This is a genomic window from Marinospirillum alkalitolerans, assembly GCF_045055655.1.
Classification (GTDB): domain Bacteria; phylum Pseudomonadota; class Gammaproteobacteria; order Pseudomonadales; family Halomonadaceae; genus Marinospirillum; species Marinospirillum alkalitolerans.
In genome coordinates this window covers 14268-30916 of the sequence record NZ_JBANFI010000006.1, presented here as the reverse complement: position 1 = coordinate 30916, position 16649 = coordinate 14268, and the positions used below count along the sequence as shown (strand labels likewise).

Sequence of the window (16649 nt, the reverse complement as noted above, 5' to 3'; positions counted from 1 at the left end):
CCAAGGAGATACGGATGCCAAAAAAATGGGAGTGCGTCATGATTCGTCCAGCTGCCTACTGCGCGCTGTTGCTCAGCAGCAGCCTGCTCTGGAGCGCAAGCGCAAGTGCCGTGGAATGTCGCCATGCGCTGAGTATCTATGACGAAGCACCGCGCTATGCAGCGGACTTCTCCCATTTTGATTATGTCAATCCAGAAGCGCCCAAGGGCGGCCGCCTGCGCCAAACACCGCCCGGCGGCAGCTTCGATAGTCTGAATCCTTTTATTATTCAAGGCACACCCGCAGCGGGCCTGGGCCTGATCTATGACAGTCTGGCCGAATCCAGTGCCGATGAACCCTTCACCGAATATGGCCTGCTGGCCGAGTGTATGCGCGTTGATCCAGATGGCGGCTGGATCGAGTTCCAACTGCGCCCCGAAGCTCGCTTTCATGATGGTCAGCCGGTCACCAGTGCCGATGTTGCCTTTACCTTCGAAACACTCAAAACTCAGGGACGTCCCTTTTATCGCGCCTACTATGCCGATATCCTACGCATAGAAACCCCTGATCCTCTGCGGGTGCGCTTTTATCTCGGCAACCCAGAAAACCGCGAGCTTCCGCTGATTATTGGCCAGGTGCCGATTCTGCCTGCGCACTTCTGGGCCGAGCGCGACTTCACTCGCCCAGGTCTGGAGCGACCACTGGGCAGCGGGCCGTATCGTATTGCAGAAGTGGATGCCGGACGACGCATCGTCTATCAGCGTGTTGACAACTACTGGGGGGCCGATCTGCCCATCAACCGTGGCCGTCATAATATTGATCAGATGATCTATGACTACTTTCGCGATAGCAGCGTTGCCTTGGAGGCCTTTAAAGCCGGACGTCTGGATGTGCGCCTTGAGCATATCGCCCGCCACTGGGCAACGGGCTACAGCGGTCCAGCACTGAACTCAGGCGAGATCCTGCTGGAATCCATCCCCCATCAAAATTCCTCTGGCATGCAGGGCTTTTTCTATAACACTCGTCGCCCCGTGCTGGCTGATGCCCGAGTGCGTCAGGCGCTGACGCTGATGTTTGATTTTGAATGGACGAACCAGCAGCTCTTTCATGGCGCTTACACCCGCACCACCAGCTATTTCAGCAACTCAGAGCTGGCCAGTGCTGACCTGCCAAGCGGCTTAGAGCTGGAGATCCTCAATCGCTTTGCAGATCAACTACCGGCAAGCTTGTTCACCACCCCCTATCGCCTGCCTGTCACTGATGGCAGTGGCCAGCTGCGGCGTGAAATGCGCGAGGCGCTGAATCTACTGCGTGAAGCCGGTTGGACACTCGATGGCCGTCGTCTGGTCAATGCACAAGGCCAGCAACTGCGTGTTGAGCTGCTGATGCATGACAGCGCCTTTGAGCGGGTTGTGCTGCCGTGGCGGCAGAATCTGGAGCGCTTGGGCATCCGCCTTGATGTACGCCTTGTCGATACCACTCAGTTTTTGAATCGTGTGCGCCAGTTTGACTATGACATGATCATCTCCACCCTGCCGCAAAGCCTGTCACCGGGGAATGAGCAGCGTGATTACTTTCATTCTGCCTTTGCCCAGGCAGCAGATGGGCGCAATTTATCTGGCATTCAAGATCCAGTAGTGGATGCGCTGGTTGAACAGCTGATTGCCGCACCCGATCGCACCACACTGGTTGCTACCGCGCGTGCGCTGGATCGCGTTTTGCTGCATGGCCACTATGTGCTCCCCCATTGGCACCTGCCTGAGCACCGTGTCGCCCGCCATCGTCGTGTGCAGATCCCTGAAGTGCACCCACCCTTTGGTTTGGCGATGGACAGCTGGTGGATTGCTGAAGAATGACGCGTTATCTGCTCCAGCGCCTACTGCTGATTCCACCCACGCTGCTGGGTATTTTGCTGCTGAATTTCATCATTATTCAAGCTGCACCCGGTGGTCCCATCGAACAGATGATGGCGCAGATGCAGGATCTGGGCAGCATGAGCAGCACCCGCTTGGGAGGCGGTGGCGAACTGGCAGAATCGGCCCATCGCGGCAGCCAGGGTATGGAGGCGCGCCTGATCGCGGAGCTTGAAGCCCAGTTCGGTTTTGATCGCCCAGCGCATGAGCGCTTCTTGCTGATGGTGCGCCAGTATCTCACCTTTGATCTTGGCGAAAGCTTTTTTCGTGGCCGCCCAGTCAGTGAGTTGATCCTTGAAAAAATGCCCGTGTCCATCTCGCTCGGGCTCTGGTCAACGCTGTTGATCTATCTGATCTCGATTCCTCTTGGTATCCGCAAAGCCCTGCATCATGGCAGCCGCTTTGATGTGTGGACTTCTTCAGTGGTGGTGATTGGCTATGCCATTCCTGGCTTTTTGTTTGCACTGCTGTTGATCGTGCTCTTTGCTGGCGGCAGCTACTTAAGCTGGTTTCCACTGCGCGGCCTGACTTCTGATGATTTTGATCAGCTCAGCCTTGGCGGCAAGCTTCTCGATTACTTCTGGCATCTGACTCTGCCCGTACTGGCGATGACCATCTCTGGCTTTGCCACGCTGACGCTACTGACCAAAAACTCCTTTTTAGAAGAAATCCACAAGCAGTATGTGCTCACCGCGCGCGCCAAGGGGCTCAGTGCCTCACGCGTGCTGTACGGCCATGTCTTTCGCAATGCGATGCTGATTATTATTGCGGGCATGCCAGCGGCCTTGATCAGCATCTTCTTCACTGGCGCCCTGCTGATTGAAGTGATCTTCTCGCTGGATGGCTTGGGGCTGCTTGGCTTTGAGGCGGTGGTGCAGCGTGATTATCCGGTGGTGTTTGGCACCCTTTATCTTTTTACACTGATAGGCCTGCTGCTTAAGCTGATCAGTGATCTCACCTATATGCTGATTGATCCACGTATTGATTTTGCTTCACGGGAGCAGGGATGAACACCAGTTGGCTCCATCGACTTCAAGCTGGCTGGCGCGCACCGCTGAATCAACGCCGCTGGCAGATATTCAAAGCCAACCGCCGTGCTTGGTGGTCTTTATGGCTGTTTCTCGGCCTGTTTGGGATCACCCTGATGGCGGAGCTGATCGCCCATGAACGTCCCTTGGTGGTGCGCTACGAAGGCCAACTCTACTGGCCCTTATGGCAGCAGTATGATGAAACCACCTTTGGCGGCGACCTGCCCTTTCCAGCGGATTATCGTGATCCCTTTCTGCAAGAAAATATTGCCGCTGGTGACGGCTGGATGCTCTGGCCGCTGATTCCCTTTCATCATGCCACCATCAACTATCAACTCACTCAACCTGCCCCCACACCACCCAGCCGTGAAAACTGGCTCGGGACAGATGATCAAGGGCGTGATGTGCTGGCGCGTGTGATCTACAGCCTACGTCTCTCAATCCTGTTTGCCCTGCTGCTCACGCTAGGCAGCAGCGTGATCGGTGTGCTGATCGGCGCGATGCAGGGCTACTATGGTGGCCGCCTTGATCTCTGGGGCCAGCGGCTGATCGAAATCTGGTCTGGCCTGCCCACGCTGTTTGTGCTGATTATTCTCGCCAGCCTGATCACCCCCGGCTTTTGGTGGCTGTTGGGCATCCTGCTGCTCTTTAGCTGGCCTGCGCTGGTCGATCTTGTGCGTGCTGAATGCTTAAAAGCCCGTAATTTAGAATATGTACGCGCGGCCCGCGCCTTGGGCCTCTCCAACACCCGTCTGCTGCTGCGCCATGTGCTGCCTAATGCACTGGTTGCCACGCTGACCTTTTTGCCCTTTCTGTTTACTGGTGCGGTGACCACGCTGACCGCACTGGATTTTCTCGGTTTTGGCCTGCCGCCGGGTACCCCCTCTTTAGGCGAACTGGTCGCACAAGGTAAAAACAATCTGCAAGCCCCTTGGCTTGGCATCACCGCCTTTATGACTCTGGCGATCCTGCTCACCCTGCTGGTCTTTATTGGTGAAGGGGTGCGCGATGCCTTTGATCCACGCAAAGCCTTCACCCCCTCGACCGAGAAGACACCGCCACCATGACTTCTGGCCCTTTATTGCAACTGAAAGAGCTGACCATTCGCTTCGGCTCCACCCCTGTCGTGCAACAACTGGATCTGCAACTCAACGCAGGAGAAACCCTGGCTCTGGTCGGTGAAAGTGGCTCGGGCAAATCCTTGACGGCGCTTGCTTGCCTTGGCCTGTTGCCCGATACAGCCCAAGTCAGCGGCCAGATTCAGCTGGGTGATCAATGCCTTAGTGACTATAGCGAACGCCAGTGGCGCGGCCTGCGCGGACAAAAGATCGCGATGATTTTTCAAGAGCCGATGACCTCGCTCAACCCACTGCATCGTGTTGGCCGCCAAATCAACGAAACCTTGATCCTGCATCAAGGACTGAGCCAGCGCGAGGCCGCCGAACGCAGCCGTGAACTCCTGCAAGAAGTCCAGCTCGATCCGCAACTGGCTCAAGCCTGGCCCCATCAGCTCTCTGGTGGCCAACGCCAAAGGGTGATGATCGCGATGGCCTTGGCCAACAACCCCCAAGTGCTGCTCGCGGATGAACCCACCACCGCGCTGGATGTGACGGTACAGCAAACAATTCTTGATCTGCTGCGCCGCCTGCAAGCCCGCTATGGCATGGCGATGCTGCTGATCTCCCATGATCTGCATCTGGTGCGACGCTATAGTGATCAGGTTGCCGTGATGCATCAGGGCCAGCTGGTCGAGACCCAAGCTACAGCGGCTCTTTTTGCTCAGCCACAAGCCGATTACACCCGTCATCTGCTCGCCAGCGAACCCAGTGGACAGCCGACTCCTCTGGCAGCACAAGCCGAAGAGATCCTCAGCCTTGATCAACTCAGGGTTGAATATGCCCGCCCGCGCACCCGTCTCTGGCAAAAAGCGCCACCGCCCTTGGTGGCTGTTGCGGAGCAAAGCTGGTCCTTGCGTGCAGGGGAGACACTGGGCCTGGTTGGAGAAAGCGGCTCGGGCAAAACCTCGCTGGCCTTGGCGATCCTGAGACTACTGCCCAGTGCAGGCGGTGAAGTGCAGCTGCTCGGTCAAACGCTGACAGGTCTCACACAACGCGCACTACTGCCCCACCGTCGCCAGATGCAACTGGTGTTTCAAGATCCCTATGGCAGCCTGAGCCCACGTATGAGCGTGATGGAGATTATCGGCGAGGGGCTGGCGCTGCATCAGCCACAACTGCGCCATGATGAGCAAGAAGCGCAGATTATTCAGGTCATGCAAGAAGTCGGGCTGGACCCTGCCACGCGCTTTCGTTATCCGCATGAGTTTTCAGGCGGACAACGCCAGCGTATCGCCCTCGCCCGCGCGCTGATTCTCAAACCTCGCCTGCTGATTCTCGATGAACCCACCTCGGCGCTGGATCGCAGTATTCAGGCGCAGATTCTTGATCTCTTGCGCCAGCTGCAAGCCAAGTATCAGCTCGCTTATCTGCTGATCAGTCATGATCTGCGTGTGGTGCAAGCACTGAGCCACCGGATACTGGTCATGCGCCACGGCGAACAAATCGAACTCGCCCCCACCCATCAGCTGATCACCCAGCCGCAAGCCGACTACACGCGCCAACTACTACAAGCCGCGGGCTTGTGGCACGCCAACACCAATGCGGGGTAGGGAGGTGGCCCCTCCCCACAACCCACTGATGTCTTTTCAGCTCGTAATCTCTGAATAATGCGAGTAATACCACGCAATGGTCGACAACCAAAGTGTAGTGGTCAAGTAAAACTGGCCACGGGTTTATAGTTAATCCAGTATTTTTCCTCTGCCTGATTCGGACTCATGCCACCGTTATGCTGATGCGGCCAAAGCTGGCTGGTGTCTCTTTAAGCCGAATAATGGCTGAAGGTGTTGTTGTCTGCGGTCATGAGCTGAATCAGCTTAGGGTGCACAAAGAGCTTCTCTTTGCCCGACTGGATTTCGTTGAGCACGCCTATTGCGACAAGCTGTTTTAGGTAGGCCGATGCGGTTTGGCGCTTGGCGATCTGCTTTTCAGTGAGGTTGCTGATGCGGCAATAGGGTTGCTCAAAGATCACCTGTACCAGTTCATAGCTGTATATTTTGGGTAGTTGCTGCTGAATATAGGCGCTGGTGTGTTCGATCAGCTCCCGCACGGCGGCTATTTTAGCGGTTGTCCAGCGAGAAGTCTGCTCAACTGCTTGAAGCATATAGATAATCCATGCCTCCCAGTTCTGGTCGCTGGTGACCTGGGTGAGCAAACGATAATAGTCGGCGCGGTGTTGCAGAATGTAGCGGCTTAAATAGAGGATAGGCAGCGTGAGTAATTTTTGCTCTATCAGGTAAAGCGTATTGAGCACCCGGCCAGTGCGCCCGTTGCCATCGGTAAAGGGGTGAATGGCTTCAAACTGATAGTGGCTGACGGCCATTTTAATCAACGGGTCGATGCCATCGACATGAGTTGAATATAGGTTGATTGCATCAACATGAGAAGGTTACGTGTCGAAATTCTATGAAAATATCGACACGTCCAGCGTTTGTGTATAAATTCTCGCTTTTTTTACACACTAGGCGCTTTGGGGTGGCCAAATGGCCTCGCTGAGTTCATCCAATGCTATCGAGTTGGTTGCCCAGCAACTTGTCGAGCTGTTTGGCTAGAACCCTGTTTACCAAAGCGCTTAGCCTTCAAAAAGCGATATATCAAGCTTGTCCCCAACCCACCTGAGCGGGCTGGGGGTGCAGCGTTTCCCTAGATTTGATAACGCTGGTAGCTGGCATCCAAAGTGGCTGCTGTGCTGGCATTGGTAACCAGTGCACAACTGGCCAGCTCGGGGCGCAGGTAGGTGGCGGCCACACGCTGCAGATCAGCAAAGCGCACTTCCAGCAAGCGCTGGCGGAAGGCGCGCCGCTGCTCAGGTGTGCGACCAAACAAGCTGGCTTGATAGGTTTGACGCGCATCCCCCGCGGGTGAACCTGGCTTATCAATGCTGGAGATCACACCCAACACGGCTTCCTCAAGCTTTTGTGGATCTTCCTGCTGGGCCAATAGCCACGCCACTGCAGCATGAAAATCAGCCAGGGTGGCCTCAGTGCGCGGATCGCGGTAAGAGAAGAAGCGGAAGACAGCCTCAGCATGGTCCTGAGCCGCGCCAGCGCCATAGGCACCACCCTGCTCGCGGATAGCGCGGTGCAGATAACCATTGCGCAGGTATTCACCCAACAAGGTGAGCGCGGGGGCATCGGCATGCTCACCCACAACCGTCGGGAAGGCCAGCGCGCAGAAGTTGACCTGTGTATTGGTCACCCAGACCTGCTTCACGGCTTCACGCTGCTGCGGCAGGCTCAGCGCTTGAATGGCTTCGGCTGGGCAGGCTTGCCATTGCTGGTTCAGCGCCGCCAGAGCAGACTGCTGCTGTTCGGCCTCGCCCACCAACATAAACTGACGCGGTGCCAAGGCCAGTTTGCGGTGTAAGGCGGCCAGATCCGCCGCCAGCTTCTCTAGCTCGGCCTGATCTTGGGTGCGTTTTTCCAGTGCCAAACTGGCTTGCACGCCAGCCAAACCACGCGTGGCATGGGCAAAGGCACCTACTGGGCTCAGCGCTGAGCCAGCAGCTGTCATCGCCAGACTATGGCCGCGCCCAGTAATCGACTGCACACGGCGCGAGGCCTGCTGGGCAATCAACTCACGAATCCGGCTGGTTTCATCAAAGCGCAATTGGGTCAGCGTGGTGTAGAGCAGCTCTTGCAGCGCCAGATGCTTGCTGGCCAAGGCCTTACCAGATAAAACCAGATAGCCACGCACCTGCTGTTCACTGCTCAGCAGACTGCGTACTAGCACGCTGGCACTGACACCACCACTGACGGCACTCTGGTGGGCCTGCTGCTGGCGGTAATCCCGCTCACCGCATCCTAGCTCGGTCACACACTGGGTGTAGAGCGGCAGCAGCTGCTGTTCAGCTGCACTCAGTTGCGGTAATTCGATAAAAATCTGCTGATAGATCAATCCATTGGTGCCTGCGGTATACCAATCCACTGGCAGCGGTGCCTGGTGTTGGGCGCTGGGCTCTGGCAATGCCAGATGCGCGGGGATATCGTCAACCGTGACCTTGGGCAGCAGGCTGAGATCATCCTGCTGGGCCTGACGCTCTTGCAGCGCCAGCGTTTGCGCAATAATCTGCTGCTGCTCTTCTGGCGTTAAGCTGGCTTGACGCTTGGCGAGGCGGGCTTGCTCCATCGCCTGCTGACGAGCCGCCAGCTGATCATCAGGGCGCAGCGTCAGGCGCACACGGTGGGGGTTATCCAGCAGCCATGTCTGAATTAAATCGGGAATAAAGCGCGGATCTTGGACGGCTTCTCGCAGACGCAATAAGGCAGGATCGATATTCAGCAGCTCGACCGGATCACCATGATGAACCGCAGCAGAGAGGCTACCGATCAACAGCTGCAAACCAAAGGGCATACCATCGCCAGTGATCTCGCGCTGACTGAGCTCAAGTTGATGAAGCTGGGCTTCTACCGCTTGTTGATCGATCCCCTCTGCAACGACTTTTTGCAGTGTCTCGATCACCAGCGCTTCAAAATCAGCGGCCTGTTCAGGGTTTGATCCTTCCAGCGCACATAAAAAGCTCATCTCACGGTTAGAATCTTCAACACCACACAAGGGCGCAGGGCCAGTGCCCAGATCGGTTGATTCCAGTGCAGCCATCAGCGGTGAGCTGGAATTATCGAGCAGCACGCGGCTCAATAAATGGGCTTTGAGCAGATCATCCACCTGATAAGAAGGCGGCAGCAGCCAACCCAGTACATGGTAGGTGTGACGCGCCAGATCGTCCTGCTCCAGCGCATAGGCTTCTTCAACTCGCACTGGGGCGGCATAGCGTTTTTCATCCGGCACACTGAGGCGCTCTGGCAGGGCTTCAAAGCGGCTCAGGGCCTGCTGATGCATCTTGTGCTGTAGCTGCTCTAGCTCCAGCGCACCAAAGCTCATCAAAATCGCATTTGATGGATGATAGTGGCGCTGATAAAAGGCGCGCAGATCGGCATAGCTTAGATCAGGAATCGATTCTGGCTCTCCCCCTGAGTTATGGTGATAGGTGATGCTAGGGAAGAGATACTTGGTCAGGCTTTGATACAGGCGCGAGACAGGCGAACTCATCGCGCCCTTCATCTCATTAAAAACGACGCCCTTGTAAACCAGTGGCGTGCTGGGGTTCTCTGGCTCAGTAAATTCGACTCGATGCCCTTCCTGCGCAAAATCTAGTGGATCTAAGCGTGAAAAAAACGCCGCATCAAGATACACATCGAGCAGATTATCAAAGTCCTTGGGATTGAGCGTAGCAAAGGGATAGGCAGTCCAATCGCTGCTGGTCAGCGCGTTCATAAAGGTGTTTAACGAGCGGCGCAGCATCATAAAGAAGGGATCACGCACGGGATAGCGCTCGCTGCCACACAAGGCAGTATGCTCCAGAATATGAGCCACACCGGTGGAATCTTGGGGGAAGGTACGAAAGGCCACCATAAACACCAGCTCAGGCTGGTTGGTCTCAAGGTGATAATGCAGGGCACCGGTTTGCTGGTGGACAAAAGAATGGACAGTGACTTTTAACGAAGCCACTTCCTGGCTGGCTAACCAACGAAAACTGTCATGATGTGCGGGGGTATTGGACATCCACTTGACTCCTGCTCAGGGCCGGATGGGCGCGAGCTGATAAGAAATAAAAATAACGGCGGGGTTGCGCCCATTCTACCTAACTTCTTCTCATTCAACAAAAAGCCTTGGCGGGCGCGGCTCAAAGCTCGTGGTTTAATTCATCAATCAAGGCTTCATGGCGCTTTAAGCGCAACAAGGCCGAGCGCCCCAACTGACTGGCGACCAGTGCCATCCAGCCTTCAATCAACACCAAAAAAGCCGCCATCGAGTTGCTATACCAACTGCCCGATGTGGGCGCAATAAAGGTGTAGTTGGCTTCAGCAGCCAACGGAGAGCCATGCGAGTCCGTCAAGGCAATCACCTGCACTTGATGATTGGCGGCCATGCGCGCCGCTGCAATGGTGGCACGGGTATAGGGCGCCGCGCCGATCACCACCAGCACGTCTTCGGCTTCCATTTCAGTCAGCCCGTGTGCGATACCATGATGCGGATGTCCAAGCAGACTGACATCATCCCGCAGCATACCCAGCGCATAGGTCAGATAGTTCGCCATCGCATGGGCTTGGCGCAGGCCATAGACGCGCACACGCGGTGCACGAATCAACAAGGCGACCGTCTGCTCCACCACCTGAGCATCAAGATGTTGCAGCATCTGCGCAATATTCTGGCTCTCCTCCTGAGCCAACTGCCCCATCACCAGCTGTGGGCTGCGGGCTGGCTCGGCCTCCTGCTGCGGTTGATCGCTCAAGAACTGCCCAGCCAGATCGCTATAAAAGCGGGTGCGATCCCGCCGTGCCATCTGTTTGCGAAACAGCAGCTGAAATTCAGCAAAGTGGGCAAATCCCAGCTTTCTGACCAGACGACTGAGGGTCGAGGCGTTCACGCCTGTGCGCTCTGCCAAGCTGGAAATAGACGCCACCGCCACTTCTTCTGGCTGATCCATCAGCTGACTCAGGGCAGCCAGTGCACGCTGGCCGATTTTGATCTCGCTTCCAGAGGCCTGGGCAAGATGCAGGCGACGTTTGAGTTCTTCTAGCGTTCTGGGGGTATTCATCTTGGGTTCTCAAAAGATCAAAAAAAGGGCGTGATCGGGTGCCAGCGCGATGACATTCAGGCTGCAAGCCGTGTCTTGATCTGGCAGAATAGTCTGCATTCTGGTGCAGGCGTTGTTTTGTCCAACGTCGGCCTTGTTTCTACTCTTCTTTTTGCAGGTTTTTCATGTCCCAGCAACGTCAGATTCTTGTTACCAGTGCCCTGCCCTATGCCAATGGTCCGATCCATCTCGGCCATCTATTGGAATACATTCAAACCGATATCTGGACTCGCTTTCAAAAAAGCCGTGGCCACCAGTGCACCTATGTGTGTGCTGATGACGCCCACGGCACGGCTATTATGCTCCGCGCCGAGCAAGAAGGCATCACCCCGCAGCAGTTGATTGATCGCGTTCGCGCTGAGCATTATGCTGATTTTCAAGGCTTTCAGGTTCAGTTTGATCACTATCATTCAACCCATTCAGAAGAAAACCGCACTCTTTCTGAGCTGATCTATACGCGTCTGCGTGAACAAGGGCATATTGCCTCGCGCGAAATCGAGCAGATGTATGATCCTGAGAAGGGGCTGTTTCTTGCCGATCGCTTTATCAAGGGCACCTGCCCCAAGTGCGGCGCTGAAGATCAGTACGGCGATAACTGCGAAAAATGTGCCGCTACCTATACGCCCGCAGAACTCATCAATCCTCGCTCCGCCATCTCTGGCGCGACACCGGTGATGAAAAAATCTGAGCACTTCTTCTTCAAGCTGCCTGATTTTGCGACCTTTCTGGAAAACTGGACCCAAGATGGCCGCTTACAAGAGCAGATCGCCAATAAGCTCAAGGAATGGTTCAGCGCTGGCTTACAGGAATGGGATATCTCGCGCGATGCGCCCTACTTTGGTTTTGAAATCCCAGATGCACCGGGTAAGTATTTTTATGTCTGGCTGGATGCCCCTATAGGCTATCTGGCCAGCTTCAAGCACCTGTGTGAACAGCGTGCGGATCTGAATTTTGATGACTACTGGCGCGCAGATTCTGAGGCTGAGGTCTATCACTTTATTGGCAAGGATATTGTCTACTTCCATGCCCTCTTCTGGCCGGCGATGCTCGAAGGCGCAGGGTTTCGTACCCCAAACAGCGTGTTCTGCCACGGCTTTGTCACCGTCAATGGGGCCAAGATGTCTAAATCGCGCGGTACCTTTATCAAGGCGCGCACCTATTTGGATCACCTGAACCCTGAAGCACTGCGTTACTACTTTGCTGCCAAACTGACCAGCCGCGTTGATGATCTGGATCTCAATCTGGATGATTTTCTGCAAAGAGTGAACTCGGATCTGGTTGGCAAGCTGGTCAATATTGCGAGCCGTTGTGCTGGTTTTGTGAAAAAAGGCGGCGGCCAGCTGGCACCAATGAGCGCCCCTGAGTTGTATCAGCGTTTTGTGGAGGCAGGCGAAGCGATTGCCGCAGATTATGAGCGCCGTGAGTTTGGCCGTGCCCTGCGCCAGATTATGGAGCTGGCTGATGAAGCCAATACTTGGATCAACGATCAAGCGCCTTGGGTCTTAGCCAAGCAGGAAGATCAGGCCGCGCAGGTGCAAGCCATCTGCTCCACCGGCATCAACCTCTTTCGTGTGCTGATGGTCTATCTCGCTCCTGTCTTACCTGAAATGGCCGACAAAACAGCCCAGTTCCTGCGTCTGGACAAGCTGGATTGGGAGAGCCGTCACCAGCCACTAGAAAACCACGCCATAGAAGGCTTCAAGCCGATGATGGCGCGGATCGAGGCCAGCCAGATCGAGGCACTGCTCGCTGCCAGCCGTGAAGATATCGAACAGGAAGCCGCACTCAAAGCCGGCACCAACACCAGCACTGACCCCAGCCCGCTGGAAGCAGAGCCACTGGCCGCTGAAATCAATTTTGATGACTTTATCAAGGTGGATCTGCGTGTTGCGCGCATCGTGCAGTGTGAAGCCGTTCCCAAGGCCAATAAGCTGCTCAAGCTGACCTTGGATCTTGGCGGTGAAACGCGCACTGTCTTTTCTGGCATCAAAAGCGCCTATCAGCCAGAGGATCTGGAAGGCAAGCTGACGGTGATGGTGGCCAATCTGGCGCCACGCCAGATGAAGTTCGGCCTTTCTGAAGGCATGGTGTTGGCGGCAGGTGATGGCGAAGGCATCTATCTGCTCGAACCCCATTCAGGCGCTCAGCCTGGTATGCGCGTGGTTTGATCGATTAGGCCAACATCAAGGATGCCTTCTTAAAATGAAAGGATGCTATCGACGCCTGATGATAGATCGCTCTTTGTGGGTAGGCTGGCTAGTGCTGCTGTGCTGGGCGGCCAGCCCACTCCTTGCGGATCAAGGCGAGCTGGAGCCAGATTCACCAGAGGAGGCCCCCTACTGGGTCGCAGCCGAATCACGCTGGTCCATCGGCAGTCGCTTGGTCTATCAAGATTACCGTTTGGATTTTGCCGCCGATGATGATCTGCCCAGCTTGGCCTATCAGCCCAATAGTCCCTGGGGCTTAGAACTGAGTCTTGGCTATAACGGCTACAACCTCAGCTGGATTGTCTATGAGTACGCCGATCGCGATAAGGCCGATTATGTCAGCACCACGCGTCGTGATATTCAGTTTCGTTCCTATAAAAACCACTGGGGCTACGAAGTCTACTTTCAGGATTATCGTGGCTTCTATGGCGAATCAGAAGATCTGATCATTCAGCGTGATGATATTCGCAGCCGCAAGATCGGAGCGAGCGGCTTTTATCTTTTTAATGCTGAGCACTATAGTTTGCAGGCCGCATTTGAGGTCAATGAGCGCCAGCTTCGCTCAGCAGGCAGCTGGCTGCTCTTTGCTCATGCCGCCCAGTATCAACTTTCTGCCGAGCATCCCTTTATACCGCCTGAACTTCAGAAGATAGATAAGGCTTTTGTTGAGCTGAATGGTTTGAACCACTTCAGTAGTGAACATCTCAGCCTTGGCGCTGGCTATTCCCATACTTGGGTGCGTGAGGGCTGGTTCCTCAATACCACGCTGATGGGTGGTCCTGCCATACAAAGGCAGCGCTTTGAATGGCACAAGGATCAGCGTGATACTTGGGAGCTGGGCTATGATGTCGGTTTTAAACTGGGCGTCGGCTGGCAGCAGGAGCAGCTCAGAACCGCGCTCACCATGCATCTGCATCAGAGTACCTTTCGTTTACCCAAGGGGGAGCTCAATATACAAAGTGGCGCCATTGCCCTTGAGTTAGGTTATTTATTTTAAGCCTAAGAAGCAGCACCACGCTTTCAACTATCAGACCTTGTCACCCCAAAAGCGCCGCAGTTGACCTTGCCAGATCAAGCAGATCTGGCTCTTTGACCCTGTTCTTTGTTGAGACTTTCGTGTGTTTACTTTGCTTTCCCCATCACGTCGCCAAGAGATTCTGACACTCTGGTCCCGCGCCTGGCCGATTATTCTCTCTAATGCCAGCATTCCGCTGCTGGGCCTAGTCGATACTGCTGTGCTCGGCCATACCCCCGATAGTCGCTATCTGGCGGGGGTAGCCTTGGGTGCGGTGGTGTTCAGCTTTCTTTACTGGGGGCTGGGCTTTTTGCGCATGGGCACCACCGGCTTGATGGCCTTGGCCTCGGGTCGACAAGATTCAGCGGCGATGAGTCGTCTGCTGCTACAAAGCCTCACCCTTGCACTGGTGCTCGGTCTCTTGCTGCAGGGTGTGCGTCCTTGGCTAGGTGAGATCATCAGTTGGCTGGATGGATCGGCTGAGGCGCAACAACTTGCGACTGACTATGCCAGCCTGCGCCTATGGAGTGCACCGGCCGTGCTGATTCAGTATGTGGTTCTGGGCTGTGCGCTGGGGCTGGGCAAGACACGGATTGTGCTTCTGCTACTGGTGGTCGCCAACAGTCTCAATATTCTGTTGGATCTGATCTTTGTGCTTGGGCTGGGTATGGCCAGCCAAGGCGTGGCTTTGGCAACCTTGATTGCGGAGGTGAGTGCTGCGCTGCTAGGCAGCCTGTGGCTTGTGCGCCAAACCAAACAACTCGGCTTAGGCTGGCCAGCGTCCTGGTCGGAAGCCAGTCAAGGCTGGGTCCAGCTTGTGCGTGTCAATCGTGATTTGATGCTGCGCACCCTGACCTTGTTGCTGGCGCTGGCTTTTTTCACCCGCCAGGGAGCCCAGCAGGGCAATGTCGTGCTGGCGGCCAATGCCTTGCTGATGCAAATCATTATGCTCTCCAGCTATCTTCTCGATGGTTTAGCCCAAGCTATTGAAGGCCGCTTTGGTCAGGCCTATGCGCGTGATCAGCAGGAGGCTGTGCGCGTGGTCCAAGCTGGCATCCTGCTCTCTTTTGGTACTGGCTTCGCGATCACCTTAATGATTGGCTTGGGTGGTGAGAGCCTGATCCAGCTGCTGACTCAACTGCCTGAAGTGCAGGAGACAGCGCGTCAGTACCTACCTTGGCTATGGCTGATCCTGCCCCTCTCGGTGGCGTCTTATCTCTTTGACGGCGTGTTTATCGGCGCGACCTGGACACAGGCCATGCGCGATACGCTGTTCTTCTCTGCACTGGGCTATCTGCTGATCTGGTGGCTCTTGACCCCTTGGGGAAATCATGGGCTGTGGATGGCCTTTTTATGGCTCAACACCCTGCGCGGCCTCAGCCTTGGCTGGCTGCTGTATCGACGCCTACCGGCTATTTTTGTTTGGCGCTCAACCCCGTCATGAAATGAAAAATCCCCGCCAAAGCGGGGATCTGAACAACCAAGACAGCAACCCAGTGTTAACCCAGTTTACGGCCTTTTTGTGCGGCAATACGCAGACGCAAGGCATTCAGCTTGATAAAGCCAGCCGCATCTTTTTGATCATAAGCACCGGCATCGTCTTCAAAAGTCGCGATATTCTCATCAAACAAGGTATCCTCTGAGGCACGACCGACAGGAATCACATTGCCCTTATAGAGTTTGACACGTACCTTGCCGTTCACCACTTCCTGCGATTCATCAATCATGTTTTGCAGCAATTGACGCTCAGGACTCCACCAATAGCCGTTGTAAATCATCTCGGCATAGCGGGGCATCAGCTCATCTTTTAAATGCGCAACCTCACGATCTAGAGTAATCGATTCAATTGCACGGTGCGCCTTCAGCATAATCGTGCCGCCGGGTGTTTCATAAGCGCCGCGCGATTTCATACCAACATAGCGGTTTTCAACGATATCTAAGCGACCGATACCATTGGCACCACCCAGCTTGTTGAGCTTTTCCAGTACTTCATGCGGCTTCAGACGCTCGCCATCAATTGCCACGATATCGCCCTTCTCATAGGTCAGATCGATATAGGTGGGGGTATCAGGGGCGGCTTCTGGACTGACGCTCCAACGCCACATTTCTTCCTCTGGCTCGGCCCAAGGATCTTCCAGCAAACCACCTTCGTAAGAGATATGCAGCAGGTTGGCATCCATTGAGTAAGGCGATTTTTTACCCTGCTTGGCAAAATCGACTGGAATATTGTGTTCTTTGGCATAGGCCATCAACTTCTCGCGTGAGAGCAGATCCCACTCACGCCAGGGGGCAATCACCTTGACACCCGGTTTCAAGGCATAGGCACCTAGCTCAAAGCGCACCTGATCATTTCCTTTACCTGTCGCGCCGTGAGAAATGGCATCGGCACCGGTGGCATTGGCAATTTCAACCAGACGCTTGGCAATCAGTGGACGCGCAATCGATGTGCCGAGCAGGTATTCGCCTTCATAAATCGTGTTAGCGCGAAACATCGGGAAGACGTAATCACGTACGAACTCTTCGCGCAGATCTTCGATGTAAATTTCTTTAACACCCATCTGCTCAGCCTTGGCGCGCGCTGGCTCTAATTCTTCACCCTGACCTAAATCGGCGGTAAAAGTTACCACCTCACAGCCATAAGTATCTTCTAACCATTTCAAAATAATCGAGGTATCGAGGCCACCAGAATAGGCCAAGACGACCTTTTTGACTTCAGACATAAGGACTCCTGTTCACTGCCTGCTCTCAAGCAGTC

General features: G+C 55.1%; 11 protein-coding genes. 7 read left to right on the top strand and 4 right to left on the bottom strand.

Features of this window, described 5'->3' with window-relative positions:
* Nucleotides 1–14: 14 nt before the first annotated feature.
* The 4 genes from V6U78_RS10340 to V6U78_RS10325 are packed head-to-tail and all read left to right on the top strand — an operon-like array spanning nucleotide 15 to nucleotide 5588.
* Nucleotides 15–1835 (top strand): extracellular solute-binding protein, encoded by a 1821-nt coding sequence (locus V6U78_RS10340; RefSeq protein WP_405340234.1) that lies wholly within the window; start codon nucleotides 15–17, stop codon nucleotides 1833–1835.
* Nucleotides 1832–2902: a microcin C ABC transporter permease YejB gene (locus tag V6U78_RS10335; RefSeq protein ID WP_405340231.1), complete on the top strand. Its 1071-nt coding sequence runs from the start codon at nucleotides 1832–1834 to the stop codon at nucleotides 2900–2902. The genes V6U78_RS10340 and V6U78_RS10335 overlap by 4 nt, the downstream gene beginning before the upstream one ends.
* The gene (locus V6U78_RS10330) at nucleotides 2899–3987 is read left to right on the top strand and encodes an ABC transporter permease (protein WP_405340228.1); all 1089 of its coding nucleotides are present in this window, start codon (nucleotides 2899–2901) and stop codon (nucleotides 3985–3987) included. The genes V6U78_RS10335 and V6U78_RS10330 overlap by 4 nt, the downstream gene beginning before the upstream one ends.
* A complete protein-coding gene (locus V6U78_RS10325) occupies nucleotides 3984–5588 on the top strand; it encodes an ABC transporter ATP-binding protein (RefSeq protein WP_405340225.1) in 1605 nt (534 codons plus the stop codon). The genes V6U78_RS10330 and V6U78_RS10325 overlap by 4 nt, the downstream gene beginning before the upstream one ends.
* Before the next feature lie 209 nt (nucleotides 5589–5797).
* Here the strand turns inward: V6U78_RS10325 and V6U78_RS10320 are convergent, their stop codons facing one another.
* The 3 genes from V6U78_RS10320 to V6U78_RS10310 form a co-directional block, all read right to left on the bottom strand.
* On the bottom strand, nucleotides 5798–6406 hold the full coding sequence (locus V6U78_RS10320) for a Fic family protein (RefSeq protein ID WP_405340557.1): 609 nt from the start codon (nucleotides 6404–6406) through the stop codon (nucleotides 5798–5800).
* 272 nt (nucleotides 6407–6678) lie between these two features.
* Entirely contained in the window at nucleotides 6679–9597 is a 2919-nt protein-coding gene (locus V6U78_RS10315; RefSeq protein WP_405340222.1) for an insulinase family protein, read from the bottom strand.
* A gap of 121 nt (nucleotides 9598–9718) precedes the next feature.
* Nucleotides 9719–10633, bottom strand: coding sequence for a MurR/RpiR family transcriptional regulator (locus V6U78_RS10310; RefSeq protein WP_405340219.1), 915 nt, complete (start codon nucleotides 10631–10633; stop codon nucleotides 9719–9721).
* Between the two features lie 164 nt (nucleotides 10634–10797).
* On the opposite strand from V6U78_RS10310, the gene metG reads away from it, so the two are divergent.
* The 3 genes from metG to V6U78_RS10295 all read left to right on the top strand — a co-directional run bounded on the left by metG (nucleotide 10798) and on the right by V6U78_RS10295 (nucleotide 15338).
* Entirely contained in the window at nucleotides 10798–12840 is a 2043-nt protein-coding gene (gene metG / locus V6U78_RS10305) for a methionine--tRNA ligase (protein ID WP_405340216.1), read from the top strand.
* A gap of 58 nt (nucleotides 12841–12898) precedes the next feature.
* On the top strand, nucleotides 12899–13876 hold the full coding sequence (locus tag V6U78_RS10300; protein WP_405340213.1) for a DUF4421 family protein: 978 nt from the start codon (nucleotides 12899–12901) through the stop codon (nucleotides 13874–13876).
* 121 nt (nucleotides 13877–13997) lie between these two features.
* Nucleotides 13998–15338 carry an MATE family efflux transporter gene (locus V6U78_RS10295; protein ID WP_405340210.1) on the top strand — a complete coding sequence of 447 codons (1341 nt, stop codon included), beginning with the start codon at nucleotides 13998–14000 and terminating at the stop codon, nucleotides 15336–15338.
* A gap of 55 nt (nucleotides 15339–15393) precedes the next feature.
* Here the strand turns inward: V6U78_RS10295 and V6U78_RS10290 are convergent, their stop codons facing one another.
* The gene (locus V6U78_RS10290) at nucleotides 15394–16614 is read right to left on the bottom strand and encodes an argininosuccinate synthase (RefSeq protein ID WP_405340207.1); all 1221 of its coding nucleotides are present in this window, start codon (nucleotides 16612–16614) and stop codon (nucleotides 15394–15396) included.
* Between the last annotated feature and the right edge of the window lie 35 nt (nucleotides 16615–16649).

What these genes read in the sequence shown, in the direction of transcription:
- metG (WP_405340216.1), top strand. Translation starts at nt 10,798, where the DNA reads ATGTCCCAGCAACGTCAGATTCTTGTTACCAGTGCCCTGCCCTATGCC.
- V6U78_RS10325 (WP_405340225.1), top strand. Translation starts at nt 3,984, where the DNA reads ATGACTTCTGGCCCTTTATTGCAACTGAAAGAGCTGACCATTCGCTTC.
- V6U78_RS10300 (WP_405340213.1), top strand. Translation starts at nt 12,899, where the DNA reads ATGATAGATCGCTCTTTGTGGGTAGGCTGGCTAGTGCTGCTGTGCTGG.
- V6U78_RS10290 (WP_405340207.1), bottom strand. Translation starts at nt 16,614, where the DNA reads ATGTCTGAAGTCAAAAAGGTCGTCTTGGCCTATTCTGGTGGCCTCGAT.
- V6U78_RS10340 (WP_405340234.1), top strand. Translation starts at nt 15, where the DNA reads ATGCCAAAAAAATGGGAGTGCGTCATGATTCGTCCAGCTGCCTACTGC.
- V6U78_RS10315 (WP_405340222.1), bottom strand. Translation starts at nt 9,597, where the DNA reads ATGTCCAATACCCCCGCACATCATGACAGTTTTCGTTGGTTAGCCAGC.
- V6U78_RS10310 (WP_405340219.1), bottom strand. Translation starts at nt 10,633, where the DNA reads ATGAATACCCCCAGAACGCTAGAAGAACTCAAACGTCGCCTGCATCTT.
- V6U78_RS10330 (WP_405340228.1), top strand. Translation starts at nt 2,899, where the DNA reads ATGAACACCAGTTGGCTCCATCGACTTCAAGCTGGCTGGCGCGCACCG.
- V6U78_RS10335 (WP_405340231.1), top strand. Translation starts at nt 1,832, where the DNA reads ATGACGCGTTATCTGCTCCAGCGCCTACTGCTGATTCCACCCACGCTG.